Origin of the sequence: Streptomyces sp. NPDC006283 (assembly GCF_040613325.1) — a bacterium.
GTDB lineage: Bacteria > Actinomycetota > Actinomycetes > Streptomycetales > Streptomycetaceae > Streptomyces.
This window is the reverse complement of the sequence record NZ_JBEXRZ010000033.1, coordinates 1-25,339: the sequence shown is the minus strand read 5'-3', so window position 1 is coordinate 25,339 and position 25,339 is coordinate 1. Positions and strand designations below refer to the sequence as shown.

General features: G+C 69.8%; 24 protein-coding genes and 1 pseudogene. 20 read left to right on the top strand and 5 right to left on the bottom strand.

Features of this window, described 5'->3' with window-relative positions; all coding sequences use genetic code 11:
* The first annotated feature begins 10 nt into the window (after positions 1-10).
* The 16 genes from prfA to ABZ070_RS09905 all read left to right on the top strand — a co-directional run bounded on the left by prfA (position 11) and on the right by ABZ070_RS09905 (position 15,124).
* Positions 11-1,090, top strand: coding sequence for a peptide chain release factor 1 (gene prfA, locus ABZ070_RS09980; protein ID WP_356631861.1), 1,080 nt, complete (start codon positions 11-13; stop codon positions 1,088-1,090).
* Positions 1,091-1,119: 29 nt separating this feature from the next.
* Positions 1,120-2,001, top strand: a complete 882-nt coding sequence (prmC, locus tag ABZ070_RS09975; RefSeq protein ID WP_356631859.1) for a peptide chain release factor N(5)-glutamine methyltransferase — start codon at positions 1,120-1,122, stop codon at positions 1,999-2,001.
* A gap of 28 nt (positions 2,002-2,029) precedes the next feature.
* A complete protein-coding gene (locus ABZ070_RS09970; protein WP_356631857.1) occupies positions 2,030-2,677 on the top strand; it encodes an L-threonylcarbamoyladenylate synthase in 648 nt (215 codons plus the stop codon).
* Positions 2,674-3,324, top strand: a complete 651-nt coding sequence (locus ABZ070_RS09965) for a protein-tyrosine-phosphatase (protein WP_356631855.1) — start codon at positions 2,674-2,676, stop codon at positions 3,322-3,324. Before ABZ070_RS09970 ends, ABZ070_RS09965 begins: the two co-directional genes overlap by 4 nt.
* Before the next feature lie 159 nt (positions 3,325-3,483).
* Positions 3,484-4,767 (top strand): serine hydroxymethyltransferase, encoded by a 1,284-nt coding sequence (glyA, locus tag ABZ070_RS09960; RefSeq protein ID WP_356631853.1) that lies wholly within the window; start codon positions 3,484-3,486, stop codon positions 4,765-4,767.
* Between the two features lie 117 nt (positions 4,768-4,884).
* A complete protein-coding gene (locus tag ABZ070_RS09955; RefSeq protein WP_356631851.1) occupies positions 4,885-6,225 on the top strand; it encodes an MraY family glycosyltransferase in 1,341 nt (446 codons plus the stop codon).
* 409 nt (positions 6,226-6,634) lie between these two features.
* Positions 6,635-7,072: a hypothetical protein gene (locus ABZ070_RS09950; protein ID WP_356631849.1), complete on the top strand. Its 438-nt coding sequence runs from the start codon at positions 6,635-6,637 to the stop codon at positions 7,070-7,072.
* Between the two features lie 225 nt (positions 7,073-7,297).
* Complete coding sequence (atpB, locus tag ABZ070_RS09945) at positions 7,298-8,110, top strand: F0F1 ATP synthase subunit A (RefSeq protein WP_356631847.1); 813 nt, start codon at positions 7,298-7,300, stop codon at positions 8,108-8,110.
* Positions 8,111-8,185: 75 nt separating this feature from the next.
* Positions 8,186-8,416, top strand: a complete 231-nt coding sequence (atpE, locus tag ABZ070_RS09940) for an ATP synthase F0 subunit C (RefSeq protein ID WP_356631845.1) — start codon at positions 8,186-8,188, stop codon at positions 8,414-8,416.
* A gap of 41 nt (positions 8,417-8,457) precedes the next feature.
* Positions 8,458-9,015, top strand: a complete 558-nt coding sequence (locus ABZ070_RS09935; protein WP_356631843.1) for a F0F1 ATP synthase subunit B — start codon at positions 8,458-8,460, stop codon at positions 9,013-9,015.
* On the top strand, positions 9,012-9,827 hold the full coding sequence (locus ABZ070_RS09930; RefSeq protein ID WP_356631841.1) for a F0F1 ATP synthase subunit delta: 816 nt from the start codon (positions 9,012-9,014) through the stop codon (positions 9,825-9,827). The genes ABZ070_RS09935 and ABZ070_RS09930 overlap by 4 nt, the downstream gene beginning before the upstream one ends.
* Before the next feature lie 150 nt (positions 9,828-9,977).
* The gene (gene atpA, locus ABZ070_RS09925; RefSeq protein WP_356631839.1) at positions 9,978-11,570 is read left to right on the top strand and encodes a F0F1 ATP synthase subunit alpha; all 1,593 of its coding nucleotides are present in this window, start codon (positions 9,978-9,980) and stop codon (positions 11,568-11,570) included.
* Between the two features lie 21 nt (positions 11,571-11,591).
* Positions 11,592-12,509: a F0F1 ATP synthase subunit gamma gene (locus ABZ070_RS09920; protein ID WP_356631837.1), complete on the top strand. Its 918-nt coding sequence runs from the start codon at positions 11,592-11,594 to the stop codon at positions 12,507-12,509.
* On the top strand, positions 12,509-13,951 hold the full coding sequence (gene atpD, locus ABZ070_RS09915) for a F0F1 ATP synthase subunit beta (protein ID WP_356631835.1): 1,443 nt from the start codon (positions 12,509-12,511) through the stop codon (positions 13,949-13,951). Before ABZ070_RS09920 ends, atpD begins: the two co-directional genes overlap by 1 nt.
* A gap of 196 nt (positions 13,952-14,147) precedes the next feature.
* A complete protein-coding gene (locus ABZ070_RS09910; RefSeq protein ID WP_356631833.1) occupies positions 14,148-14,522 on the top strand; it encodes a F0F1 ATP synthase subunit epsilon in 375 nt (124 codons plus the stop codon).
* A 128-nt stretch (positions 14,523-14,650) separates the two neighbouring features.
* Positions 14,651-15,124, top strand: coding sequence for a DUF2550 domain-containing protein (locus ABZ070_RS09905; protein WP_356631831.1), 474 nt, complete (start codon positions 14,651-14,653; stop codon positions 15,122-15,124).
* Between the two features lie 62 nt (positions 15,125-15,186).
* Here the strand turns inward: ABZ070_RS09905 and ABZ070_RS09900 are convergent, their stop codons facing one another.
* The 3 genes from ABZ070_RS09900 to ABZ070_RS09890 all read right to left on the bottom strand — a co-directional run bounded on the left by ABZ070_RS09900 (position 15,187) and on the right by ABZ070_RS09890 (position 19,103).
* Entirely contained in the window at positions 15,187-17,049 is a 1,863-nt protein-coding gene (locus tag ABZ070_RS09900; protein WP_356631829.1) for a glycoside hydrolase family 18 chitinase, read from the bottom strand.
* 156 nt (positions 17,050-17,205) lie between these two features.
* Positions 17,206-17,898, bottom strand: coding sequence for a response regulator transcription factor (locus ABZ070_RS09895; protein ID WP_356631827.1), 693 nt, complete (start codon positions 17,896-17,898; stop codon positions 17,206-17,208).
* Positions 17,895-19,103 carry a histidine kinase gene (locus ABZ070_RS09890; RefSeq protein WP_356631825.1) on the bottom strand — a complete coding sequence of 403 codons (1,209 nt, stop codon included), beginning with the start codon at positions 19,101-19,103 and terminating at the stop codon, positions 17,895-17,897. The genes ABZ070_RS09895 and ABZ070_RS09890 overlap by 4 nt, the downstream gene beginning before the upstream one ends.
* Before the next feature lie 151 nt (positions 19,104-19,254).
* Here ABZ070_RS09890 and ABZ070_RS09885 point away from each other — a divergent pair, with 151 nt between their 5' ends.
* Positions 19,255-19,827 carry a hypothetical protein gene (locus tag ABZ070_RS09885; RefSeq protein WP_356631823.1) on the top strand — a complete coding sequence of 191 codons (573 nt, stop codon included), beginning with the start codon at positions 19,255-19,257 and terminating at the stop codon, positions 19,825-19,827.
* A gap of 35 nt (positions 19,828-19,862) precedes the next feature.
* Here the strand turns inward: ABZ070_RS09885 and ABZ070_RS09880 are convergent, their stop codons facing one another.
* Positions 19,863-20,435, bottom strand: coding sequence for a cob(I)yrinic acid a,c-diamide adenosyltransferase (locus ABZ070_RS09880; protein ID WP_356631821.1), 573 nt, complete (start codon positions 20,433-20,435; stop codon positions 19,863-19,865).
* Positions 20,436-20,448: 13 nt separating this feature from the next.
* Positions 20,449-20,646: pseudogene (locus tag ABZ070_RS09875) on the bottom strand (ABC transporter permease); the annotation flags it as partial.
* A gap of 290 nt (positions 20,647-20,936) precedes the next feature.
* On the opposite strand from ABZ070_RS09875, the gene ABZ070_RS09870 reads away from it, so the two are divergent.
* The 3 genes from ABZ070_RS09870 (at position 20,937) to ABZ070_RS09860 (ending at position 25,135) form a co-directional block, all read left to right on the top strand.
* Positions 20,937-21,785, top strand: a complete 849-nt coding sequence (locus tag ABZ070_RS09870; RefSeq protein WP_356631819.1) for a 3-hydroxyacyl-CoA dehydrogenase family protein — start codon at positions 20,937-20,939, stop codon at positions 21,783-21,785.
* 201 nt (positions 21,786-21,986) lie between these two features.
* Positions 21,987-22,310, top strand: coding sequence for an STAS domain-containing protein (locus ABZ070_RS09865; RefSeq protein ID WP_177147608.1), 324 nt, complete (start codon positions 21,987-21,989; stop codon positions 22,308-22,310).
* Positions 22,311-22,708: 398 nt separating this feature from the next.
* Entirely contained in the window at positions 22,709-25,135 is a 2,427-nt protein-coding gene (locus ABZ070_RS09860) for an ATP-binding protein (RefSeq protein WP_356631817.1), read from the top strand.
* The last annotated feature ends 204 nt before the right edge of the window (positions 25,136-25,339 follow it).

Sequence of the window (25,339 nt, the reverse complement as noted above, 5' to 3'; positions counted from 1 at the left end):
GAGCCCCCGAATGTTCGAGGCGGTCGAGGAACTGATCGGCGAACACGCCGATCTCGAGAAGAAGCTCGCCGACCCTTCGGTCCACGCCGACCAGGCGAACGCGCGCAAGCTGAACAAGCGCTACGCCGAGCTGACGCCCATCGTCGGCACGTACCGCTCCTGGAAGCAGACCGGTGAGGACATCGAGACCGCCCGTGAACTGGGCGCCGACGACCCGGACTTCGCCGCCGAGGTGAAGGTGCTGGAGAAGCAGCGCGAGGAGCTCACGGAGAAGCTGCGGCTGCTGCTGGTCCCGCGCGACCCCAGCGACGACAAGGACGTCATCCTCGAGGTCAAGGCCGGCGCGGGCGGCGACGAGTCCGCCCTGTTCGCCGGCGACCTGCTGCGCATGTACCTGCGCTACGCGGAGCGTGTCGGCTGGAAGACCGAGATCATCGACGCCACCGAGTCCGAGCTGGGCGGCTACAAGGACGTCCAGGTCGCGGTGAAGACCAAGGGCGGCCAGGGCGCGACCGAGCCCGGCCAGGGCGTCTGGGCGCGGATGAAGTACGAGGGCGGGGTGCACCGCGTGCAGCGGGTGCCCGCGACCGAGTCCCAGGGCCGTATCCACACCTCCGCCGCCGGTGTGCTCGTCACGCCGGAGGCCGAGGAGATCGACGTCGAGATCCACGCCAACGACCTGCGGATCGACGTCTACCGCTCGTCGGGCCCCGGCGGCCAGTCCGTCAACACCACCGACTCCGCGGTGCGCATCACGCACCTGCCGACCGGCATCGTCGCCTCCTGCCAGAACGAGAAGAGCCAGCTCCAGAACAAGGAGCAGGCGATGCGTATCCTGCGCTCCAGGCTGCTCGCCGCGGCACAGGAGGAGGCCGAGAAGGAGGCCGCGGACGCCCGCCGCAGCCAGGTCCGCACGGTGGACCGTTCCGAGAAGATCCGGACGTACAACTTCCCGGAAAACCGGATCTCGGACCACCGGGTCGGCTTCAAGGCGTACAACTTGGACCAGGTACTCGACGGAGATCTGGACGCCGTGATCCAGGCGTGCGTCGACGCGGACTCCGCGGCGAAGCTCGCGGCCGCGCAGTAACCACCCCCTGCAGTGCTCGGAGGACCGACGTGCAGTCACACTCCGGGGGCCGCCCCCCAGGCCCCCGCACCTTGCTGCTCGCCGAGGTGGCCCAGGCCACCCAGCGGCTGGCCGACGCCGGCGTGCCGTCGCCGCGCTTCGACGCGGAGGAGCTCGCCGCCTACATCCACGGCGTGAAGCGGGGAGAGCTGCACAACGTCAAGGACGCGGACTTCGACGCCCGCTACTGGGAGGCCGTCGCCCGCCGCGAGGCGCGCGAGCCGCTCCAGCACATCACCGGGCGGGCCTTCTTCCGCTTCTTGGAGCTGCAGGTCGGCCCCGGCGTCTTCGTACCCCGGCCCGAGACCGAGTCGGTCGTCGGCTGGGCGATAGAGGCCGTACGGGCCATGGACGTCGTCGAGCCGCTGATCGTCGACCTGTGCACCGGCTCCGGCGCCATCGCGCTGGCCATGGCGCAGGAGGTGCCGCGTTCGCGGGTGCACGCGGTGGAGCTGTCCGAGGACGCGCTGCGGTGGACCCGTAAGAACGCGGAAGGCTCCAGGGTCACCGTCCACCAGGGCGACGCGCTCTCCGCGCTCCCCGAGCTCGACGGCCAGGTCGACCTCGTGATCTCCAACCCGCCGTACATCCCGCTCACCGAGTGGGAGTACGTCGCACCGGAAGCCCGCGACCACGACCCGCAGATGGCCCTGTTCTCCGGCGAGGACGGACTCGACACCATCCGCGGCATCGAGCGCACCGCGCACCGGCTGCTCCGTCCCGGCGGGCTCGTCGTCATCGAGCACGCGGACACGCAGGGCGGCCAGGTGCCGTGGATCTTCAACGAGGAATCCGGCTGGGCCGACGCCGCCGACCACCCCGACCTGAACAGGCGGCCGCGGTTCGCGACCGCCCGCAAGGCAACGCCATGACCAAGTACACGCACGAGGAGGCCCGCTGATGGCTCGGCGATACGACTGCAACGACGTGACGGATCGCATCACCGGCCTGCGCGAGGCAGCCTCTGCCGTCCGCCGCGGCGAGCTTGTCGTGCTGCCCACCGACACCGTCTACGGCATCGGCGCGGACGCCTTCACCACCGAGGCCGTCGCGGACCTCCTCGACGCCAAGGGGCGCGGCCGCAACATGCCCACCCCTGTCCTCATCGGCTCTCCGAACACCCTGCACGGGCTGGTCACGGACTTCTCCGAGCAGGCGTGGGAGCTCGTCGACGCCTTCTGGCCGGGTGCGCTGACACTGGTGACCAAGCACCAGCCGTCCCTGCAGTGGGACCTGGGGGACACCCGCGGCACCGTCGCCATCCGGATGCCGCTGCACCCCGTCGCCATCGAACTGCTCACCGAGGTCGGCCCCATGGCGGTCTCCAGCGCCAACCTCACGGGACACCCCTCGCCCGAGGACTGCGACGCCGCGCAGGAGATGCTCGGCGACTCCGTCTCCGTCTACCTGGACGGCGGCCCCACCCCCGGCATCGTGCCGTCCTCGATCGTCGACGTCACGGGCAAGGTGCCCGTGCTGCTGCGAGAGGGAGCTCTCTCCGCGGACGAACTGCGCAAGGTGGTACCAGACCTCGAGGTGGCCAATTGACCGCCCCACAGGGGCGTGGCATAGCGGAAACCGGCAGCACGGCATCGACCTTCCGCATCCTCCACGTCAGCACCGGCAACGTCTGCCGCTCGCCCATCACGGAGCGGCTGACCCGCCATGCCCTGAGCGACCGCCTCGGCGATCCCCTCACGGGCGGCCTGATCGTGGAGAGCGCGGGCACCTGGGGCCACGAGGGCGCCCCCATGGAGGCCAACGCCGAGATCGTCCTCGCCGACTTCGGCGCGGACGCGAGCGGCTTCATGGGACGCGAGCTGCTCGACGAGCACGTCATCCGCGCGGACCTGGTCCTCACCGCGACCCGCGACCACCGGGCGCAGGTCATCTCGATGGGCCACTCGGCGGGCCTGCGCACCTTCACCCTCAAGGAGTTCACCCGCCTCGTGCGGGCCATAGACCCGGCGACCCTTCCCGACCCCCGGGAGGACGGCGTGGTGGAGCGTGCGCGTGCGCTGGTGCGCGCGGCGGCGGCTCTACGCGGGTGGCTGCTCGCGCCGAGCCCGGACGCGGACGAGGTGTTCGACCCGTACGGGGCGCCGATCACCTTCTTCCGCTCGATCGGCGACGAGATCCACCAGGCGCTGGACCCGGTCGTCACGGCGCTGACGGGGGTTCCGGCGCGGCCGTGAGGCCACGCGGGCCGCTCGGCCGTACGGGGGACAGGTCCGCCGCGGGCGCCGTACGTCCCGCTTCGCCGACTCCCCGAACTCCCGCATACACCGCGCGTCCGCGACCACCCGGTTCTACATTGGAGGGGCCGCAGCACAGGCCCGAGGACCGGAGCCGTCATGTCCGTCACCCGTGAAGCGCACGTGCAGACGCAGACAGCGCAAGCGCCCGCCCACCCCGCCCCCCTCCTCGACGCGCTGCGCCGCCAGGACCCGCAGATCGCGGACATCATCCTCGGCGAGACGCAACGGCAGGCCGGCACGCTCCAGCTCATCGCCGCGGAGAACTTCACCTCGCCCGCGGTTCTCGCCGCCCTCGGTTCGCCGCTCGCCAACAAATACGCCGAGGGCTATCCCGGTGCCCGCCACCACGGCGGCTGCGAACTCGTCGACGCCGCCGAGCGCATCGCGATCGAGCGCGCCACCGCACTGTTCGGCGCCGAGCACGCCAATGTGCAGCCCCACTCCGGCTCCTCCGCGGTCCTCGCGGCGTACGCGGCGCTGCTGCGGCCGGGCGACACGGTGCTCGCCATGGGTCTCCCGTACGGCGGCCACCTCACGCACGGTTCGCCCGCGAACTTCTCCGGCCGGTGGTTCGACTTCGTCGGCTACGGCGTGGACGCGGAGACCGGGCTGATCGACTATCACCAGGTGCGTCACCTGGCCCGCCAGCACCGGCCCAAGGCGATCGTCTGCGGTTCGATCTCCTACCCCCGCCACCTCGACTACGAGCAGTTCCGTGACATCGCCGACGAAATCGGCGCCTATCTGATCGCGGACGCCGCCCATCCGATCGGGCTGGTCGCCGGCGGCGCGGCGCCGAACCCCGTCCCGTTCGCCGACGTGGTCTGCGCCACCACCCACAAGGTGCTGCGCGGCCCGCGCGGCGGGATGATCCTGTGCGGCGCGGAGCTCGCCCAGCGGATCGACCGCGCGGTCTTCCCGTTCACGCAGGGCGGCGCGCAGATGCACACGATCGCCGCCAAGGCCGTCGCCTTCGGGGAGGCCGAGACGCCGGCGTTCACCGCGTACGCCCATCAGGTGGTCGCCAATGCGCGGGCGCTGGCGGAGGCGCTCGCGGCCGAGGGGTTCACGGTGCTGACGGACGGCACGGACACCCACCTCGTCGGCGCGGACCCGGTCGGGTTCGGCGTCGACGGCAGGACGGCCCGGGGACGTCTCGCCGCGGCGGGCATCGTCCTGGACACCTGCGCGCTGCCCTACGGGGACGGCCGCGGCATCAGGCTGGGCACCGCCGCCGTCACCACCCAGGGCATGGGCCGGCCGGAGATGATCCGGATCGCGGCCCTGTTCACGGCCGCGCTGCGGGACGAGCAGCAGGCGCGGGACATCCGGGAGCAGGTGCGGGAAATGGTCGGGAGATTCCCGCCGTTTTCGGGGTAGCCGCAGTGCTGTGGTGCAGTCGTGCAACCATCCCCGGCCTCGGTGTGTCCTCGAGCATGTGGCTACCACAGCTAAGGTGTGGGGCTGAGATGGCCAGCGATTCCTGTGGGGCAGCCCGTGCGTGATTACCTGCTGACGCTCTGCGTCACGGCCGCGGTGACGTATCTGCTCACCGGGCCGGTGCGCAAATTCGCCATCGCCACCGGGGCGATGCCCGAGATCCGTGCACGGGACGTGCACCGCGAGCCGACGCCGAGACTCGGTGGCATCGCGATGTTCTTCGGGCTGTGCGCGGGGCTGCTGGTCGCCGATCATCTGGAGAACCTCAACAGCGTCTTCGAGCTGTCCAACGAGCCGCGTGCGCTGCTCTCCGGGGCCGCCCTGATCTGGATCATCGGCGTCCTGGACGACAAGTTCGAGATCGACGCGCTGATCAAACTCGGCGGCCAGATGATCGCCGCGGGTGTGATGGTCGTACAGGGTCTGACGATCCTGTGGATTCCGGTCCCCGGCGTCGGCACCGTGTCGCTGACCAGTTGGCAGGGCACGTTGCTGACCGTCGCCCTGGTCGTCATCACCATCAACGCCGTGAACTTCGTCGACGGCCTGGACGGTCTCGCCGCCGGCATGGTGTGCATCGCCGCCGCAGCGTTCTTCCTGTACGCGTACCGGATCTGGTTCAGCTACGGCATCGAGGCGGCGTCCCCGGCGACGCTGTTCACGGCGATCCTGATGGGCATGTGCCTGGGCTTCCTTCCGCACAACATGCACCCGGCCCGCATTTTCATGGGCGACTCCGGCTCGATGCTGATCGGGCTCGTGCTCGCGGCGGCCGCGATCTCCGTGACGGGCCAGGTCGACATGGACGCCCTCAGGATCTGGGAAGGCAGCGCGCGCGAGGCCACGCATGCGGCGCTGCCGGTCTTCATTCCGCTGCTGCTGCCGCTGACGATCATCGCGATCCCTGTCGCCGACCTGCTGCTGGCGATCGTCCGCCGCACATGGAAGGGCCAGTCGCCGTTCGCCGCGGACCGCGGCCATCTGCACCACCGGCTCCTGGAGATCGGGCACTCGCACAGCCGGGCCGTTCTGATCATGTACTTCTGGTCGGCGCTGATCGCGTTCGGTGTCGTCGCCTACTCGGTCCACTCGGTGATGTGGATCGTGCTGGCCGTCACCGGCCTGAGCGCCATCGGTCTCGTCCTGCTGCTGCTGCCGCGCTTCAGCCCCCGCACCCCCGGCTGGGCGGAGCGCTTCGTCCCGCCGCGTTACCGTCGCCGCCGCCGCACGGCGCAGGAGGCGCCCGCGACCGGGCAGCCCGCCGCCACGGCCGCCGACGACTACGAGGACGAGCCCCGCGTGCCGGTCGGGGTGGGCGTGAGCGGAGTCAACGGCGCGACGGCGATCGGCGCCCGCTCGCGCTTCCCGGACCGGCGCAAGGCCGGCACACGGGGCTGAGGCGCCGTTCGCCGGCGCCCTGCCCCACGGAGCGGCGCGAGGGTGGGCTTGTGCCCGCCTCAGGGGCTGCGCATGGCGTCAACGCCGGCTGTCGGCGGCGCCCGCTTCCGAGTGGCAAAGAGGCGGCTCCCGAACCGAAACGGCCGGATGTCGATGGGAAAACGGTTCATTAGCAGACATAGCGCCCGGTTGTCGTGCACACACGCGCGCCTTCACTCTCATGTGTGAGAGTTGGCACACCACTGGGTAAAGACCTCATCAAATAGTTTGTGATACCGTTCACGAGACCCGGAGACAGAGCCGAAGGACCGTAGTGCGACGGTCCGTTGGCCCCGAGACACATCTCGGACCGGGCCTACGCTCGTCCATGACGACACCACTGCCCCCACCATCAAGCGGAGCTGCCGCCATGCCGTCCACCGACGCACGCACTCTTCTCCTCGCCGCCGTACCCACCGCTGCCGCCGGCGCGATCGCCGCTGTGATCAGTGGTGTGGTCGCAGGTGGAAAGGGAGCGCTCGGCGCCGTTGTCGGCACCCTGGTGGTGATCCTCTTCATGGGGATGGGCATGCTGGTGCTCCAGCGGACGGCGAAGAACTTTCCGCACCTGTTCCAGGCGATGGGGCTGATGCTCTATACGGCGCAGCTGCTGTTGCTTCTCGTCTTCATGATGGCGTTCAAGGACACCACGCTGTTCGACGCCAAGGCCTTCGCCTTCACGCTCCTCGCGGCGACCATTGTCTGGGTCACCGCGCAGGCACGTGCCTACATGAAGACGAAGATTCTTTACGTCGACCCCGAGTCCGCCAAGGGTGACACCCCCGTGAAGACGGGACCGGCGGCGTGAGGGGTAGGGGCGGGATAAATGGCCGCACGCCTTCCTGCTATCGTCCGGTGCCAACTGCGGCACTGCGGGCGCGGGCATCTGAGCTGACGCCTGTTCCATCGCGAGGCTCAACGCCTGACAGCCGCCCCCACATCCGAAACACCAGTCCAGTGCCGAACCGCGGCCGCGTGCCGCGCCGACACAACGAGGTTGCCGTACCTATGCGCCACGCTGAAGGAGCCCGCGGTGAGTGCTGACCCCCAGATGCTCGCCTTCGACGCAAGCTGCCAGATCTTCAGGGACTGTGGCTTCCCGGCGCCCGGGCTCCATTCCTTCCTGTTCAAGCCCATCTTCACCGTCGGCGGCTTCGAGTTCAACAAGCCCATGCTGCTGGCATTCATCGCGACGATTGTTGTCGTCGGGTTCTTCTGGGCGGCGTTCAGCAAGCCGAAGCTGGTCCCCGGCAAGCTCCAGATGGTCGGTGAAGCCGGTTACGACTTCGTCCGCCGCGGGATCGTGTACGAGATCATGGGCAAGAAGGACGGCGAGAAGTACGTCCCGCTGATGGTCTCCCTGTTCTTCTTCATCTGGATCATGAACCTCTGGTCCGTGATCCCGCTCGCGCAGTTCCCGGTCACGTCGATCATCGCGTACCCGATGGGCCTGGCGCTGCTGGTCTACGTGCTGTGGGTCGGACTGACCTTCAAGACGCACGGTTTCGTGGGCGGCTGGAAGAACATCACGGGTTACGACAACTCGCTGGGTCCGGTCAAGTGGCTCGTCTCGTTCATCGACCTCTTCTCGAACCTGCTCATCCGGCCGTTCACTCACGCGGTCCGGCTCTTCGCGAACATGTTCGCGGGTCACATGCTGCTGGTGATGTTCACCCTCGCCAGCTGGTACCTGCTCAACGGCATCGGCATCATCTACGCCGGCACCTCGTTCGTGATGGTCATCGTCATGACCGGTTTCGAGCTCTTCATCCAGGCTGTTCAGGCATACGTCTTCGTGCTCCTGGCCTGCAGCTACCTCCAGGGCGCGCTCGCCAAGAGCCACTGAGCGACCCGACCCCCTGACCAAAAGACGTCCGGTGGCCAACCCCCACCGGTCCGTGAAAGAGAAGGAAGAACTGGCATGTCCCAGACCCTTGCCGCCGTCACCGGCAACCTCGGCTCCATCGGTTACGGCCTTGCCGCCATCGGCCCCGGCGTCGGCGTCGGCATCATCTTCGGTAACGGCACCCAGGCCCTCGCCCGTCAGCCCGAGGCGGCCGGCCTGATCCGTACCAACCAGATCATGGGTTTCGCCTTCTGTGAGGCGCTTGCCCTCATCGGCATCGTCATGGGCTTCGTCTTCCGCGCCTGATCGTCGGACGACAGCCCAACCCCATTACGGAAGGCACTGATGTGAACCCTCTGGTTCAGCAGCTCGCGGCTGTGGAGGAGCAGAACCCGCTCATTCCGCACCTCGACGAGCTCGTCATCGGCCTGATCGCCTTCGCTATCGTCTTCTTCTTCCTCGCGAAGAAGCTCCTCCCGAACATCAACAAGGTTCTGGAAGAGCGTCGTGAGGCCATCGAAGGCGGCATCGAGAAGGCCGATGCGGCCAAGATCGAGGCTGAGAGCGTCCTTGAGCAGTACAAGGCGCAGCTCGCCGAGGCCCGTCACGAGGCCGCTCGGCTGCGCCAGGAGGCCACCGAGCAGGGCACCGCGATCATCCAGGAGATGAAGGCGGAAGGCCAGCGGCAGCGTGAGGAGATCATTGCGGCCGGCCACGCCCAGATCGAGGCCGACCGCAAGGCCGCGGCCGCGGCGCTGCGTCAGGACGTGGGCAAGCTCGCCACCGACCTGGCCGGCAAGCTCGTCGGCGAGTCCCTCGAGGACCACGCCCGGCAGAGCCGCACCATCGACCGCTTCCTCGACTCGCTCGAGGACGGCGCTTCGAAGGCCGAGGCCACCCGATGAACGGAGCCAGCCGCGAGGCGCTGGCCGCCGCGCACGAGTCGCTCGACGCGCTGGTCGACAACACGTCGGTCGACGCGGCGAAGCTCGCCGGCGAGCTGGCCGCCGTCACAGCGCTGCTCGACCGTGAGGTGTCGCTGCGTCGGGTCCTGACCGACCCGGCGCAGGCCGGCGAGGCCAAGGCCGAGCTGGCCGGGCGCATCTTCGGTGGTCAGGTCGGCGGCGAGACCGCCGACCTGGTCAAGGGCATGGTCCGGTCCCGCTGGTCGCAGTCGCGCGACCTGGTCGACTCGATCGAGGAGCTGGCGAACACCGCAGACCTCTCCGCGGCGCAGAAGGCCGGTGTGCTCGACAACGTCGAGGACGAGCTGTTCCGGTTCGGCCGGATCCTGTCGTCCAGCACCGAGCTTCGGTCGGCGCTCACCAACCGGTCGGCCACGGCGTCCGCCAAGGGCGAGCTGCTGGGCGGTCTGCTCGGCGGCAAGGCCGAGCAGGTCACCGAGCGTCTGGTCGTCCGTCTCGTCACGCACCCGCGTGGACGTAGCCTGGAGGCGGGACTCGAGTCCCTGTCCAAGCTCGCCGCGGCGCGCCGGGACCGGATGGTCGCCGTCGTCACCTCCGCGGTGCCGCTGACCGAGGCGCAGAAGCAGCGTCTCGGCGCCGGTCTGGCGCGGATGTACGGCCGTGACATGCACCTCAACCTCGAAGTGGACCCCGCGGTCCTCGGCGGGATCTCGGTGCGCGTCGGTGACGAGATCATCAACGGCACGATCGCGGAGCGTCTCGACGAGGCGCAGCGGCGCATCGCCGGCTGACAACGCCCGGCACAACTGCTGTGCGCACCAACTGAACACGCAAGACCAGCGGCCCGGTTGGGCCGTGCAGAGATTGCAGAAGATTCCTGGGGGTCGGCCCCCAGACCCCCAAAGAAACTTCGGGCCCAACAAGGAGAGCAGGGAACCCAGATGGCGGAGCTCACGATCCGGCCGGAGGAGATCCGGGACGCGCTGGAGAACTTTGTCCAGTCGTACCAGCCGGACGCGGCCTCGCGCGAGGAGGTCGGCACGGTCAGCCTGGCCGGCGACGGTATCGCGAAGGTCGAGGGTCTTCCCTCGGCCATGGCGAACGAGCTGCTGAAGTTCGAGGACGGCACCCTCGGTCTCGCCCTCAACCTCGAGGAGCGCGAGATCGGTGCGATCGTCCTCGGCGAGTTCAACGGCATCGAGGAGGGTCAGCCGGTCACCCGCACCGGTGAGGTCCTCTCGGTCGGTGTCGGCGAGGGCTACCTGGGTCGCGTCGTCGACCCGCTCGGCAACCCGATCGACGGCCTCGGCGAGATCGCGACCGAGGGCCGCCGCGCCCTTGAACTGCAGGCCCCGGGCGTCATGGCCCGTAAGTCCGTGCACGAGCCCATGCAGACCGGCTACAAGGCCGTCGACGCCATGGTGCCGATCGGCCGCGGCCAGCGTCAGCTGATCATCGGCGACCGCCAGACGGGCAAGACCGCCCTGGCTGTCGACACGATCATCAACCAGCGCGACAACTGGCGTTCGGGCGACCCGAAGAAGCAGGTCCGCTGCATCTACGTCGCCATCGGCCAGAAGGGCTCGACCATCGCGTCCGTTCGCGGCGCCCTGGAAGAGGCCGGCGCGCTCGAGTACACGACGATCGTCGCCGCCCCGGCGTCCGACCCGGCCGGCTTCAAGTACCTCGCCCCGTACACCGGCTCGGCCATTGGCCAGCACTGGATGTACGACGGCAAGCACGTCCTCATCATCTTCGACGACCTCTCGAAGCAGGCCGACGCCTACCGCGCCGTGTCCCTGCTGCTGCGCCGCCCGCCGGGCCGTGAGGCCTACCCGGGTGACGTCTTCTACCTGCACTCGCGTCTGCTGGAGCGCTGCGCCAAGCTCTCCGACGACATGGGCGCTGGTTCGATGACGGGTCTGCCGATTGTCGAGACCAAGGCGAACGACGTGTCGGCGTTCATCCCGACCAACGTCATCTCCATCACCGACGGCCAGTGCTTCCTGGAGTCCGACCTGTTCAACGCCGGTCAGCGTCCGGCCCTGAACGTCGGTATCTCGGTCTCCCGTGTGGGTGGTTCCGCCCAGCACAAGGCCATGAAGCAGGTCTCCGGCCGTCTGCGTGTCGACCTCGCCCAGTACCGCGAGCTGGAGGCGTTCGCCGCCTTCGGTTCCGACCTGGACGCGGCCTCGAAGGCGCAGATGGAGCGCGGCAAGCGGATGGTGGAGCTGCTGAAGCAGGGCCAGTACCAGCCGATGCCCGTCGAGGAGCAGGTCGTCTCCGTCTGGGCCGGTACCACCGGCAAGATGGACGACGTCCCGGTCGCCGACATCCGTCGCTTCGAGGCCGAGCTGCTGGAGTACCTGCGCCGTGAGCGCAAGGAGCTTCTGACCAGCATCGCCGAGGGCGGCAAGATGTCGGACGACACCCTCCAGTCCGTCGCTGACGCCATCTCCGCGTTCAAGCAGCAGTTCGAGACCTCGGACGGCAAGCTTCTGGGCGAAGACGCGCCGGTCAGCACCGCCAAGTAGACGACGGAAGGGACCTGACTCATGGGAGCCCAGCTCCGGGTCTACAAGCGTCGCATCAAATCCGTCACCGCGACCAAGAAGATCACCAAGGCGATGGAGATGATCGCCGCCTCGCGCATCGTCAAGGCGCAGCGCCAGGTGGCGGCCTCCACGCCGTACGCGGCCGAGCTCACCCGCGCGGTGACCGCGGTGGCGACGGGGTCGACGACGAAGCACGCTCTGACCACCGAGGCGGAGAACCCGACCCGGGCCGCGATCCTGCTCATCACGAGCGACCGCGGTCTGGCCGGCGGCTACTCCGCCAACGCCCTCAAGGCGGCGGAGCAGCTCACCGAGCGGCTCCGCGGCGAGGGCAAGGAGGTCGACGCCTACATCGTCGGCCGCAAGGGTGTGTCGTACTACGGCTTCCGTGAGCGCAAGGTCACGGAGTCGTGGACCGGCTTCACCGACAACCCGACATATGCGGACGCCAAGAAGGTCGCGGCCCCGCTGATCGCGGCGATCGAGAAGGACACGGCCGAGGGTGGTGTGGACGAGCTCCACATCGTCTTCACCGAGTTCGTCTCGATGCTGACGCAGACGCCGGTGCAGAACCGGCTGCTGCCCCTCAGCCTCGAGAAGGCTCAGCAGGAGGCGGACACGAAGGGCGAGATCCTTCCGCTGTTCGACTTCGAGCCGTCGGCCGAGGACGTCCTCGACGCCCTGCTGCCGCGCTACGTCGAGAGCCGGATCTACAACGCGCTGCTCCAGGCGGCTGCCTCCAAGCACGCCGCCACCCGCCGCGCGATGAAGTCGGCGACCGACAACGCCGGAGAGCTCATCAAGAGCCTCTCCCGGCTTGCCAACGCGGCCCGCCAGGCCGAAATCACCCAGGAAATCAGCGAGATCGTCGGTGGCGCCAGCGCCCTGGCCGACGCGACCGCGGGGAGTGACAAGTAATGACGACCTCTGTTGAGACGGCCGTAGCCACGGGCCGCGTCGCCCGGGTCATCGGCCCGGTCGTCGACGTGGAGTTCCCCGTCGACGCGATGCCGGAGATCTACAACGCGCTGACCGTCCAGGTCGCCGACCCGGCCGAGGACGGCGCGCTCAAGACGCTGACCCTCGAGGTTGCCCAGCACCTGGGTGACGGCCTGGTCCGCGCGATCTCGATGCAGCCCACCGACGGTCTGGTCCGCCAGGCCCCGGTGACCGACACGGGCGACGGCATCACCGTCCCCGTCGGCGACTTCACCAAGGGCAAGGTGTTCAACACCCTCGGTGAGGTGCTGAACGTCCCCGAGGAGAACGCCAACATCGGTGAGCGGTGGGCCATCCACCGCAAGGCTCCGACCTTCGACCAGCTCGAGTCCAAGACCGAGATGTTCGAGACCGGCGTCAAGGTCATCGACCTTCTCACCCCGTACGTCAAGGGTGGAAAGATCGGTCTGTTCGGTGGTGCCGGTGTCGGCAAGACCGTTCTGATCCAGGAGATGATCTACCGAGTCGCCAACAACCACGACGGTGTGTCGGTGTTCGCGGGCGTCGGTGAGCGTACCCGTGAGGGCAACGACCTCATCGAGGAGATGTCGGACTCGGGTGTCATCGACAAGACCGCGCTGGTCTTCGGTCAGATGGACGAGCCCCCGGGCACCCGTCTGCGCGTCGCCCTGGCCGGTCTGACCATGGCGGAGTACTTCCGCGATGTTCAGAAGCAGGACGTGCTCTTCTTCATCGACAACATCTTCCGGTACACCCAGGCCGGCTCCGAGGTGTCCACCCTGCTCGGCCGTATGCCGTCCGCGGTGGGTTACCAGCCGAACCTGGCCGACGAGATGGGTCTGCTGCAGGAGCGCATCACCTCGACGCGTGGTCACTCGATCACGTCGATGCAGGCGATCTACGTCCCCGCCGACGACCTGACCGACCCGGCCCCGGCCACCACCTTCGCCCACCTCGACGCGACGACGGTTCTGTCCCGTCCGATCTCGGAGAAGGGCATCTACCCGGCCGTGGACCCGCTGGACTCCACGTCCCGGATCCTGGACCCGCGCTACATCACGCAGGAGCACTACGACGCCGCCACGCGCGTCAAGGGAATCCTGCAGAAGTACAAGGACCTCCAGGACATCATCGCGATTCTCGGTATCGACGAGCTGGGCGAGGAGGACAAGCTGGTTGTCCACCGTGCCCGTCGCGTGGAGCGCTTCCTGTCGCAGAACACCCACGTCGCCAAGCAGTTCACCGGCGTGGACGGCTCCGACGTGCCGCTCGACGAGTCGATCGCCGCGTTCAACTCGATCTGCGACGGTGAGTACGACCACTTCCCCGAGCAGGCGTTCTTCATGTGCGGTGGCATCGAGGACCTCAAGGCCAACGCCAAGGAGCTCGGCGTCTCCTGAGTCGGCCGACTCGCCGAAGGGGGCGGGCGTGTCCCGCCCCCTTCGGCACGCCGCTTGCTGTATCCCCCGGGGACGACCCCGGGATCCCTGGCCGAGAGGCCTGGGGCGGGCCGGAGCGTTTCGGCGCTCAGGTCCCTACTAGACTTATGACCCAACACCCGGCTGAACCGCCGGGTGGTGACCCGAGGAGCCAACCTTGGCTGCTGAGCTGCACGTCGAGCTGGTCGCCGCGGACCGCAGTGTCTGGTCCGGCGAGGCCACCCTGGTCGTCGCGCGCACCACGTCCGGCGACATCGGCGTCATGCCCGGTCACCAGCCGCTTCTCGGTGTGCTGGAATCGGGCCCGGTGACCATCCGTACGAGCGAGGGTGCAACCGTCGTCGCCGCTGTGCACGGTGGTTTCATCTCGTTCGCGGACAACAAGCTGTCGCTGCTGGCGGAGATCGCCGAGCTGGCGGACGAGATCGACATCCAGCGCGCCGAGCGTGCGCTGGAGCGCGCCAAGTCGGACACGGATGCTGCCGCCGAGCGGCGCGCCGACGTCCGGCTGCGCGCGGTGGCGGTGCGCTAGACGCACCCCGCGAATGGTTCGTCCCTCAGCCGCGGCCGGCCCGGATCTCCTCCGGGCCGTGCCGCGGCTGAGGCGATGCAGGTGCACGTGATATTCGGTTACGGGACGAAGCGAGGAGGTCGGTGGAGATGTTCCTCGCTCTGCTTGTGAGCGGCTGCGTCGTAGGCCTGGTGGTGATCGGGCTCTTCGTCTTCGGACTGCGAAGACGGCTGATCCAGCGTTCCGGGGGAACCTTCGACTGCAGCGTCCGATGGAACATCCCGGAGGGGCAGGACGCCACCCCTGGCTTCGCCGGGGGGACCCCCACCGGCAAGGGATGGGTGTACGGCGTCGCCCGTTACAGCGGCGACCGGATCGAGTGGTTCCGGATCTTCTCGTACGCGCCCCGCCCCCGCCGTGTCCTCGAGCGCTCCGCGATCGAGGTGCTGGCCCGCCGCACTCCCGAGGGCGAGGAGGAGCTGGCGCTCCTGTCCGACGCTGTCGTGCTCGGCTGCGTGCACCGCGGGACCCGTCTGGAGCTGGCGATGAGCGAGGACGCGCTGACCGGCTTCCTCGCCTGGCTGGAGGCGGCGCCACCCGGCCAGCGAGTCAACGTCGCGTAGCGGTACATGACAAAGCCCGGGAGAGAACGCCTCCCGGGCTTCGTCGTCAGCGGGCCCGTGCTCTATCCGAGGCCGCTGTTGATCGCGCCGACCAGCTCTCCGTTCGCGGTGTCACCGCTGAACTCCCAGAAGAACGCGCCGCCGAGTCCCTGGTTGTTCGCCCATCCCATCTTCGAGGTGACGGTCGCCGGTGTGTCGTAGCTCCACCAGTTGGTGCCGCAGTGGGCGTACGCGGTGCCGGCGATCGTGCCCGTGGCCGGGCAGCTGTTCTTGAGGACCTTGTAGTCCTCGATGCCCTGCTCGTAGGTGCCGGCCGCCGGGCCGGTCGCCGTGCCGCCCGGTGCGGACTGGGTCACGCCGGTCCAGCCGCGTCCGTAGAAGCCGATGCCGAGCAGCAGCTTCTTCGAGGCCACACCCTTCGCCTTGAACTTGGCGATCGCCTCGGCCGAGTTGAAGCCGGCCTGCGGGATGCCCGAGTACGAGGTGAGCGGCGAGTGCGGGGCCGTCGGGCCCTGGGCGGCCCAGGCGCCGAAGAAGTCGTACGTCATCACGTTGTACCAGTCGATGTACTGCGCAGCGCCGCCGTAGTCGGCCGCGTCGATCTTGCCGCCGGGCGTGGCGTCCGCGGTGACGGCCGCGGTGACGAGGTTGTTCGCGCCGAACTTGGCGCGCATGGCCTGCATCATGTTCTTGAAGGCCGCGGGGCCGCTGGTGTCGCAGCTCAGACCGCAGGCGTTCGGGTACTCCCAGTCGAGGTCGATCCCGTCGAAGACGTCGGCCCAGCGGGGGTCCTCGACCAGGTCGTAGCAGGACTGGGCGAAGGCGGCGGGGTTCTGCACCGCCTGGCCGAAGCCGCCGGACCAGGTCCAGCCACCGAACGACCACAGCACCTTGATGTGCGGGTACTTCGCCTTGAGCTTGCGCAGCTGGTTGAAGTTGCCGCGCAGCGGCTGGTCCCAGGTGTCGGCGACGCCGTCGACGCTCTGGTCGGCGGTGTAGGCCTTGTCGTAGTCGGCGTAGGCGTCACCGATGGTGCACCTGCCGCCGCTGACGTTGCCGAACGCGTAGTTGATGTGCGTGATCTTCGACGCGGAGCCTGAGGTCACCAGGTTCTTCACGTGGTAGTTGCGTCCGTAGACACCCCAGTTGGTGAAGTAGCCCAGCTTCACCTTGTCGCCCGGTCCCGGGCCGGGGTCCGTGCCACCGCCGGTGGTGCGGACCGCCACGGCGCCGCTGACGGGGCCGGTCTGGTCGGCGGTGTCGCGCGCCTGGACCGTGTACGAGTAGTCGGTGCCGGTGGTCAGGCCCGTGTCGGTGTACGTGGTGCCGGTGACGGTGGCGACCTTGGCGCCGTCGCGCAGGACGTCGTAGTTCTTGATGCCCTTGTCGTCGGTGGACGCGCTCCAGGTGAGCTTCACCGAGGTGTCGGTGACGCCGGAGGCGGTGGGGGTGCCGGGAGCGGAGGGCGCGCTGTCACCGGGGACGCTGCCGCCGTCGCAGGAGGCGCCGTTGAGCTTGCAGTTGGACGGCGAGCCGGAGCCGCTGCCGTTGAAGCCGAAGGAGACGGAGGCGCCGGGGGCGAGAGTGCCGTTCCAGCCGTTGTTCTTGGCGGTCCAGTGGTCGCCCGAGCTGGTGACCGTGGCGTCCCAGGCCGAGGTGACGCGGGTGCCGGAGGGGAAGTCCCACTCGACGGTCCAGGAGTTGATCGTCGTGGTGCCGGTGTTCTTTACCGTCCACTTGCCCTCGAAGCCGGAACCCCAGTCGGAGGCCTTGGCGTAGGTGGCGGTGGCGGAGGTGGCTGCCTGGGCGGGCGAGGCGAGGCCCACCATGGCGGCGAGGGGGAGCAGCAGCGCGGTCAGGCCCGCGGTGGCTCTGGATCTGAATCGGGTTCTCGGGCGGGGGGTTCGTGGCGTCTGGGTACTCAAGGACGCTCCTCGAGGTTGGTGCGGACATGTCAGGGATGGTCCGTGCACACGCACTCTGCGGGGCTCGCCGCAGCGTGCTCGGTGAGATTAGGGTGGTCTGGACCAATCGTCAATAGGTCCAGACCAAAGGTGTTCTCCCTGGTGTCCGTGGTGGCGTCAGATGCCCAACTCCTGCGCCAGGACCGCCGCTTGCACCCTGCTGCGCAGCTCCAGCTTCCCCAGCAACCGGCTGACGTGCGTCTTCACCGTCGCCTCCGCCATCGAGAGCCGCTGTGCGATCTCCGCGTTCGACAGTCCCTCCCCGAGGCACGAGAGCACCTCGCGCTCACGCCTCGTGAGGACGTCGAGGACCGCAGGGTCCGGCGCGTCCGGAGACCGTACGGGCCTGGGCGCGGCGAACTCCGCGATCAGCCGTCGTGTGACGGCCGGTGCGATCAGCCCCTCCCCGCGTGCCACCGTGCGCACCGCCCGCAGCAGGTCGTGGGCGTCCGTGTTCTTCAGCAGAAAGCCCGACGCCCCCGCCCGCAGTGCCCCGAAGACGTACTCGTCCAGGTCGAACGTGGTCAGCACCAGCACGTCGGCGAGGCCCTCCGCCACCACCTGACGGGTGGCGGACACCCCGTCCAACCGCGGCATCTGTACGTCCATCAGCACCAGATCCGGACGCAGCTCGCGGGCCAGCCGCACCGCTTCCTCGCCGTCCCCGGCCTCCCCGACCACCTCGATGTCGGGGGCGCTGCGCAGGATCAGCACCAGGCCGGCCCGTACCGCGCTCTGGTCCTCCGCGACCAGGATCCGGATCCGGGGGGTGTGCGGGGTGTCCTGCGCGGCATCCGCGTGCGCCGTCATGCCGGGGGCTCCTTGTCGTTCACCACGGGCAGCGCCGCCCGTACGCACCAGATCTTCTCGGGCCCGCCCGGCGGACCCGCGGCCGGGCCTGCCTCGAACGACCCGTCCAGCAGCGCCACCCGTTCCCGCATTCCCACCAGCCCCGCGCCAGAGCCCGGGGCGCGCGGACCGGGTCGCCGGCCGAACGGGCTGGTCACCCTCACCCGCACCTCCCCGCCCGCCCCGCCGGACACCTCGACCCGCACCTCGCCGGACTCCGCGTGCTTGAGTGCGTTGGTGAGCGATTCCTGCACGATGCGGTAGGCGGCGAGCTCCACGGGCGCGGGCAGCCGGCCGTCGCCGTCACGCGCGTCGTCGAGGGTGAACGTCAGCCCGCTGGCCGCGCCGTTCGTCCGGGCCTGCGCCACCAGGGCGTCCAGGCCCGCCAGGGTCGGGGCCGCCGCAGGCTCCGTGTCGCCGCTGCTGTCCCGCAGCAGCCCGATCAGCCGCCGCATCTCCGCCAGCCCCTCCACGCTGTTCTCGCGGATCACCGTCAGCGCCTGCTTCGTGGTCGTCGCGTCGTCGAGGGAGATCGCGGCCGTCGAGTGGATCGCGATCGCCGACAGGTGATTGGCGACCATGTCGTGCAGCTCACGGGCCATCCGGGCGCGCTCGGCCGCGATGGCCTGGGTGCGGTCCATCTCCGCGAGCAGCGCGGTCTGCTCGGCCCGCAGCCTGGCCGCGATCGCCGCCTCGCGGTGGTTGCGCACGATCGCGCCGGTGGCGGCGGGGAAGAACGAGACGAGACCGGTGATCACGCCGATCAGCAATGCGGCCGGGTCCCGGAACCAGGCCAGGAAACCGATCGTCACCGCGATGGTGATCATCCCGGTGGTCACCGGGATGCGCCGGGCGGAGGCGGGCGTGCCGTAGACCACGGCCGCGTACACGAGGTCCGCGAACATCAGCACCGTCGCGATGCTGCCGCGGGTGAGCTGGTCGGCGATCACGGCAACCGTGCCGACGAGCAGCGCGGTGCGCGGCATGGTCCGCCGCAGCAGTTCCAGAAACGCCGTCACCACGAGCGGTACCAGCGTCACCGGGGTCGGCAGCACCGCGTGGTCGGGGCCCTGGCTGTGCAGCCCCAGCGCATAGAGCAGCAGGCCGCCGAGCAGACCGGCGACCGCCGCGAGGACGTCGTCACGGTGGGGGCGGGGGAAGGTCACCCGTCCATCAAACACGGCGCCACGCCCCGAGGGCTCCGCGTACGGGGTGAGCCTGCACTACATCGAAGGATGCAGTGCGGGTTCGTCACCGGCGACGACGATTCGGCCCCCGAGGACCGACACGCTTGAACCGTACGAAGGGAGAACAGTCGTGATCGTCGCGCTGATCGTGATCTGCGAGATCGGCTTCTGGGTGCTGCTCGCCGCGGGACTGGCCGTCCGTTACCTGCTGAAGATGCCGAGGACCGGGGCGGCTCTGCTGCTGTGCGAACCGCTGCTGGAGGTCGTGCTGCTCGTCGTCACCGCGATCGACCTCAAGAACGGCGCGGATCCGAGCTGGAAGCACGGCCTGGCCGCGGTCTACATCGGCTACACGGTCGGTCACGGCCACCGCACCATCAAGTGGCTGGACGGCCACGCCGCGCATCGCTTCGCCGGCGCCCCGCCCCCGCCGAAGCCGCCGCGCCACGGCATGGCCCGCGCGGGGCACGAGGCCAGGATCTGGCTGGGCACGCTGGTGGCGGCGGCCGTCGCCACAGCGCTGCTGCAGATCGCGATCTGGTACGTCGGCGACGCGGGGCAGACCGAATCGCTGCGGAGCTGGATGTACGCCGCGTGGCGCGCGGCCGGTATCCACGGCCTGATCGCACTCTCGTACGCGATCTGGCCGAAGAAGGCCCCGGCGAAGGAGCCGGAGCCGGAACCGGCCCGCGCGGAGCGCTAGGCCCTGTCCGGGCTGCCCCATGACGCCGGGGAGCCCTAGCGGTCCCCGCCCGGCACCCAGAGCACGTCTCCGACCTCCTTGTTCGCCACCCTGGCGAGAATGAACAGGAGGTCGGAGAGGCGGTTGAGATACGTCGCCGTCAGCCCGTTCATCGTCTCGCCGTGCACCTCCATGGCCGCCCAGGTCGAGCGCTCCGCCCGCCGTACGACGGTGCAGGCCTGGTGCAGCAGCGCGGCACCAGGCGTTCCGCCCGGGAGGATGAAGCTACGCAGCTTCTCCAGCTGCTCGAGGAAGTGGTCGCAGTCGGACTCCAGCTTGTCGATGTACGACTGCTCGACCCGCAGCGGCGGGTACTCGGGGTTCTCGACCACCGGCGTCGAGAGGTCCGCGCCCACGTCGAACAGGTCGTTCTGCACGCGGACGAGGACTTTCACCACGGCGTCGTCGAGCTGACCCAGTGCGATGGCCGTACCGATGACGGCATTGGCCTCGTTGGCGTCGGCGTACGCGGAGATCCGCAGATCGGTCTTGGCGGTCCGGCTCATGTCGCCGAGAGCGGTGGTGCCCTGGTCGCCGGTACGGGTGTAGATGCGCGTCAGATTGACCATGTGGCCAGCGTAGTTAAGCGCCGGCCCCGTGGACGGCACGTGTGCCGACCGTCACGGCCAGTGCCGCGAAAGAGACGGCGACGAGCACGCCGTGGAGCGTCGTGACCTTGGCGTACTCGCCGATGTACGAGCCCCGTACCGCGTCCGCCGGACAGCGGAGCGGCGTCAGGTGCGAGAGCGGGTCGAGCCACCCCGGTGCGAGGGTCGTCGGCCGCCTCACCGTCATGGGGCGGATCGCCATGGACGTGGCCAAGCGGAGCAAACCGGAAGAAGTGTCGCGCGAAACCCTCGTTCCCGTCGGCGAGATGGGGAGTTTCCGGGGGAGAAGGTGCTCACCCGCCCGGTCCGGTACCCCTGACGGCCCGTCCCGGTGTGATGTCCGTCATCTGAGACGTGACGCGCATCTCTTCACGGTCACAGGGGCACCTCACGGACGCTAATCTCCGCCAGAGAGCGCACAGGTAAACAGTCGTTGAGGACAGTCGTTAAGGGAGTGCCGCAGTGGCCAGGAAGCTCGCTGTCATCGGGGCCGGACTCATGGGGTCCGGAATCGCGCAGGTCTCGGCCCAGGCGGGCTGGGACGTCGTCCTGCGTGACGTCACCGACGAGGCTCTGACCCGCGGCACGGACGGCATCAAGTCGTCCTACGACAAGTTCGTCTCCAAGGGGAAGCTCGAAGCGGCGGACGCCGACGCCGCGTTGGCGCGCATCACCACCACGACCGACCTGGACGCCGTCGCCGACGCCGACATCGTCGTCGAGGCGGTCTTCGAGAAGCTCGAGATCAAGCACGAGATCTTCCGCACGCTCGACAAGCTCGTACGGGACGACGCCGTCCTCGCCTCCAACACCTCCGCCATCCCGATCACCAAGATCGCAGCCGTGACGGAGCGTCCGGAGCGTGTCGTCGGCGCCCACTTCTTCTCGCCCGTCCCGATGATGCAGCTCTGCGAGCTGGTGCGCGGCTACAAGACGAGCGACGAAACCCTCGCCCGCGCACGCGAGTTCGCCGAGTCGGTCGGCAAGACCTGCATCGTCGTCAACCGCGACGTCGCCGGCTTCGTCACCACCCGCCTCATCTCCGCGCTCGTCGTCGAGGCGGCGAAGCTGTACGAATCGGGCGTCGCGACCGCCGAGGACATCGACATCGCCTGCAAGCTCGGCTTCGGCCACGCCATGGGGCCGCTCGCCACCGCCGACCTGACGGGCATCGACATCCTGCTGCACGCCACGAGCAACATCTACACGGAGTCCCAGGACGAGAAGTTCGCACCGCCGGAGCTGATGCGCCGGATGGTGGACGCCGGTGACATCGGCCGCAAGAGCGGGCAGGGCTTCTACAAGCACTGACGTCCGCACCGACGTTATCGACCGGTTCGGCATCACCCACCGGGGTGAATTCGGTATCGGTTCGCTTACAAGTAGCAACCCCTCCGCCTACGTGGCAGTCAGTTGTTGCAAGACAGAGAAGAAACAGACGAAGAACAGTCAGCCGCACACAGTCGATACGGGGCCGGCACGGGGCACTGTAAGCACACTCGGGGAGCGCATATGCACATCAGGGGCGACCACGCCGAGCTGGTCGTCGGGGGCCGCCTCGACGTCCGCAGCGCGGCGGACGCCCGTACGGTCCTGCACTCGGCCGTCGACGACGGAGTCGGCGACCTGGTGCTCGACCTGACCCACCTCGACTCCTGGGACGCCACCGGGCTCGGGGTCATCATGGGCGCCCACCGGCGGGCCGGCAGATGCGGGCGCCGGCTGGTACTGCGCGGCGTGCCGCCGCAGATGCAGCGACTGCTCGTGGCCACCCGGCTGCACCGCATCCTCGCGATCGAGGGCGGCCTCGCTGCGGAATCGCTTCCGCGCGTGTGAGGCCGCCCGAGTCCGGGGCGGTGACGTACCGGGCGACCGTGGCGATGACGCAGCGGTGTCCGGGTCGGTGACGCACCGGTCGCGTCGGTGGCGCACCGGGCGTCCGCGCAGGGGCGAATCGTCCCGTCGGGTGCGACCGGTGCACGAACGGGGCGAGCGGCGCAATCCTTTCGAGACCATGACGTCAGGGACGGGCGGCACCCCGCAGGTTTCGCGATGCGGGGCGAGCGTCTAGGGTTCGATCGCCTGCCCTTTCGACGGACCCATGAGGTGGGCTCCGGACCGAGGCGACAGGGCGTGCGGGAAGGCCGGGAGGGCACCTCACGCGGCTGTGCCACCAAGAGACAGTGATCTTGGCGGAGACAAGGCCGAGCGAACCGTATCTGGGGGCTTAGACCATGGACAACGACACTTTCGGCGAGGCCGCCGGAAAGGCGCGACCGCCGCGCGACGCCATAACGGCGGACTTCGGGCCGTCCACGCCGTCGCCCGCGCGTACGGTCCAGCTCGTCTCCGGCGACCTCCTGCTCACCGTCAACCCCGTCGACGGCAGCGAGATCGAGGCCTGTCCGCCCGGACAGCAGCCCGGCCGCCCGGCCCGGCGCAGCGCCGCGGAGCGCGTCGAGCACCGCCGCGCCGCGCAGCCGCCCGTACCTCCCGGCCCCGCCACGCCCCGGCCTCCGCTGCTGGAGCGCGACGAGGAGCGTGAACGGCTGGTACGGCTCCTCGGCCGCGGACGCTCCGTCCGGCTCACCGGCCCCGCCGGTTCGGGCCGCAGCGCGCTGCTCGACGCCGTCGCCGCGGAGTGCGGTGACTTCGCACCCGACGGTGTCGTACGTCTCAACGGCCACCACCGGTCGCCCGCGGAGCTGCTCCAGGATCTGTTCACGGTCGTCTACGACGCGCCCGGACACCGGCCCGACCGGAACGCACTCGCCGGATTCGTACGCGACATCGGCGCCATCGTCGTCCTCGACGACCTGGAATTCGGCGGCGCGTCCCTCGACGAACTGCTCGACGCCGCGCCCGAATGTGCGTTCCTCGTCGCCGCCACGCCGGACGTCGCCGCGCCCTCCGCGGACTCCCACCTCGAAGAGGTCTTCCTCGGCGGCCTCGGGCGCGCCGCCGCGCTCGATCTGCTGCAGCAGACCGTCGAACGGCCGCTGACCGAGGAGGAGGCCAACTGGGCGGGCGACCTCTGGTTCGAGTCCGAGGGCCTGCCGCTGCGCTTCGTGCAGGCGGCCGCTCTGCTGCGCCAGTGCGACGAGCTCCGTGCGGACCCGGAGGCGTTCGAGGAGTTCGCGCCCTTCGCGGCGGCGGGCGGCAAGGACGTGCCCCTGCCGACGCTGGGGGAGGGGGCCGCGCCCGCCTCTCTCCTCGCCTCCCGGCTCAGCGACTCGGCCCGCCAGACCCTGCGCTTCGCCGTCGCCCTCGGCGGCGAGGTGCCGCACCAGGCGCACCTGCCCGCCCTCGTCGGCGACACCCACGCCGACGCCGCGCTCGGCGAACTGATGCGCTGCGGTCTGCTCTCCCCGGTCGGCCCGCGCTACCGCCTCGCGGCCGGGGTGCTGGCGCAGCTCTGTGAGAAGGGCTACGACGAGGACGCCGTCGGCCGCGCCCACACCGCCGCGCAGCACTACACCTGGTGGGCCGGGCACCCGTCCGTCACACCGGAGCGGGCCGTGGCGGAGTCGGACGCCGTGCTCGCCGCGCTGAGCGCCCTCGTGCCCGGCCACGAGGCCGGACACGCAAGCACCGCGGTCCTGCTCGCCCGCAGCGCCGCGCCCGCCTTCGCGGCCGGCCGCCACTGGACCGCGTGGGAGCGCGCCCTGCGGGTCGGCTCGGAGGCGGCGCGGATCGCCGGCGAGGTCGCGGAAGAGGCCTACTTCCACCACGAGTTGGGCGTCCTGGCCCTCTGCACCGGAAACCCGGAGCGGGCCCGCGCCGAGCTCGAGGCGTCGATCGGCATGCGCGGCGCGCTCGCCGACAAGAACGGTACGGTCGCCGGACGCCGGGCCCTCGCCCTCGTCACCGACCGCGAGTCCGGCGTGGTCGCCCCCGTCGCCCCCGCCGTCGGAGCGGAACCCGTGTCGCCTCCGAAGGGCGTGCCGGGGCTGCCGCTGACGAAGCAGCTGCTGCGGAGCGGTTCCCCGGGCTCCCCGTCCACCGCCGCCACGGCGGTGGGCGCCCGGCAGGAGCCCGCCTCGGACGGCCCCGCCCGCCCGGCCGGCCGTCGCGCGGCCCTCCTCGGTGGTGCCCGCCGCAACGTCGTCGCCGCGGGGGCGGGCGCGCTGCTCGCCGCCGTCCTGGGCACGGTCGTCACGCTCGGCATGACCTCCGATCAGGAGGAGCCCGCCGGCGACAACCTGCGCAACGGCCAGCCGGTGAACGAGGACGACGTCGACGACGAGTGGACCTTCGACGACCCGGCGGCCGACACGAGTGCCGACCCGGCCCAGGACAAGGACGACGCCAAGAAGCCGACGGACCCGACGACCCCGGGCGCGACCCGCTCCTCGACGGGCGACCCGCAGCAGCCGGGGGAGCGGCCGTCGTCGAGCTCGTCGAGGCCGGGCAGTCCGTCGGGCTCGGAGCCGGCGACGCCGCCGACGCGGCCGACGCCGACGAAGTCCTCCCCGAAGCCGCCGAACTCGCCCACGCCGACTCCGTCGGTGACGGAGACACCGCCCACGAGTCCGTCGCCGACGGACACCGAGACCGCTCCCTCCGAGAGCGACACGGCGGCAGCGCCCTCCGAATCCACGGAGGCGTCCATGACGGGCGAGGCGCCGCCCGCCGAGTCGGCGAGCGCGACGGTCATCTGAGACGCCGGCGGGGCGTGGGGGAGGACATTCCCCCACCCCGCCCCTTCCCTGAACCCTGACGGGCCCTGAGGGCTGTCGCCCCGACCCCCCAGGCGGCAGCTCCGCGCCGCGCGCCCCGGCTCCGGGGGCCGCCGCTGCGCGGGGCTGCGGCGCCGTGTCCCGCGGTACGTGCTGGGGCCGGGTCGGCGGACGGCCTCACGCGGT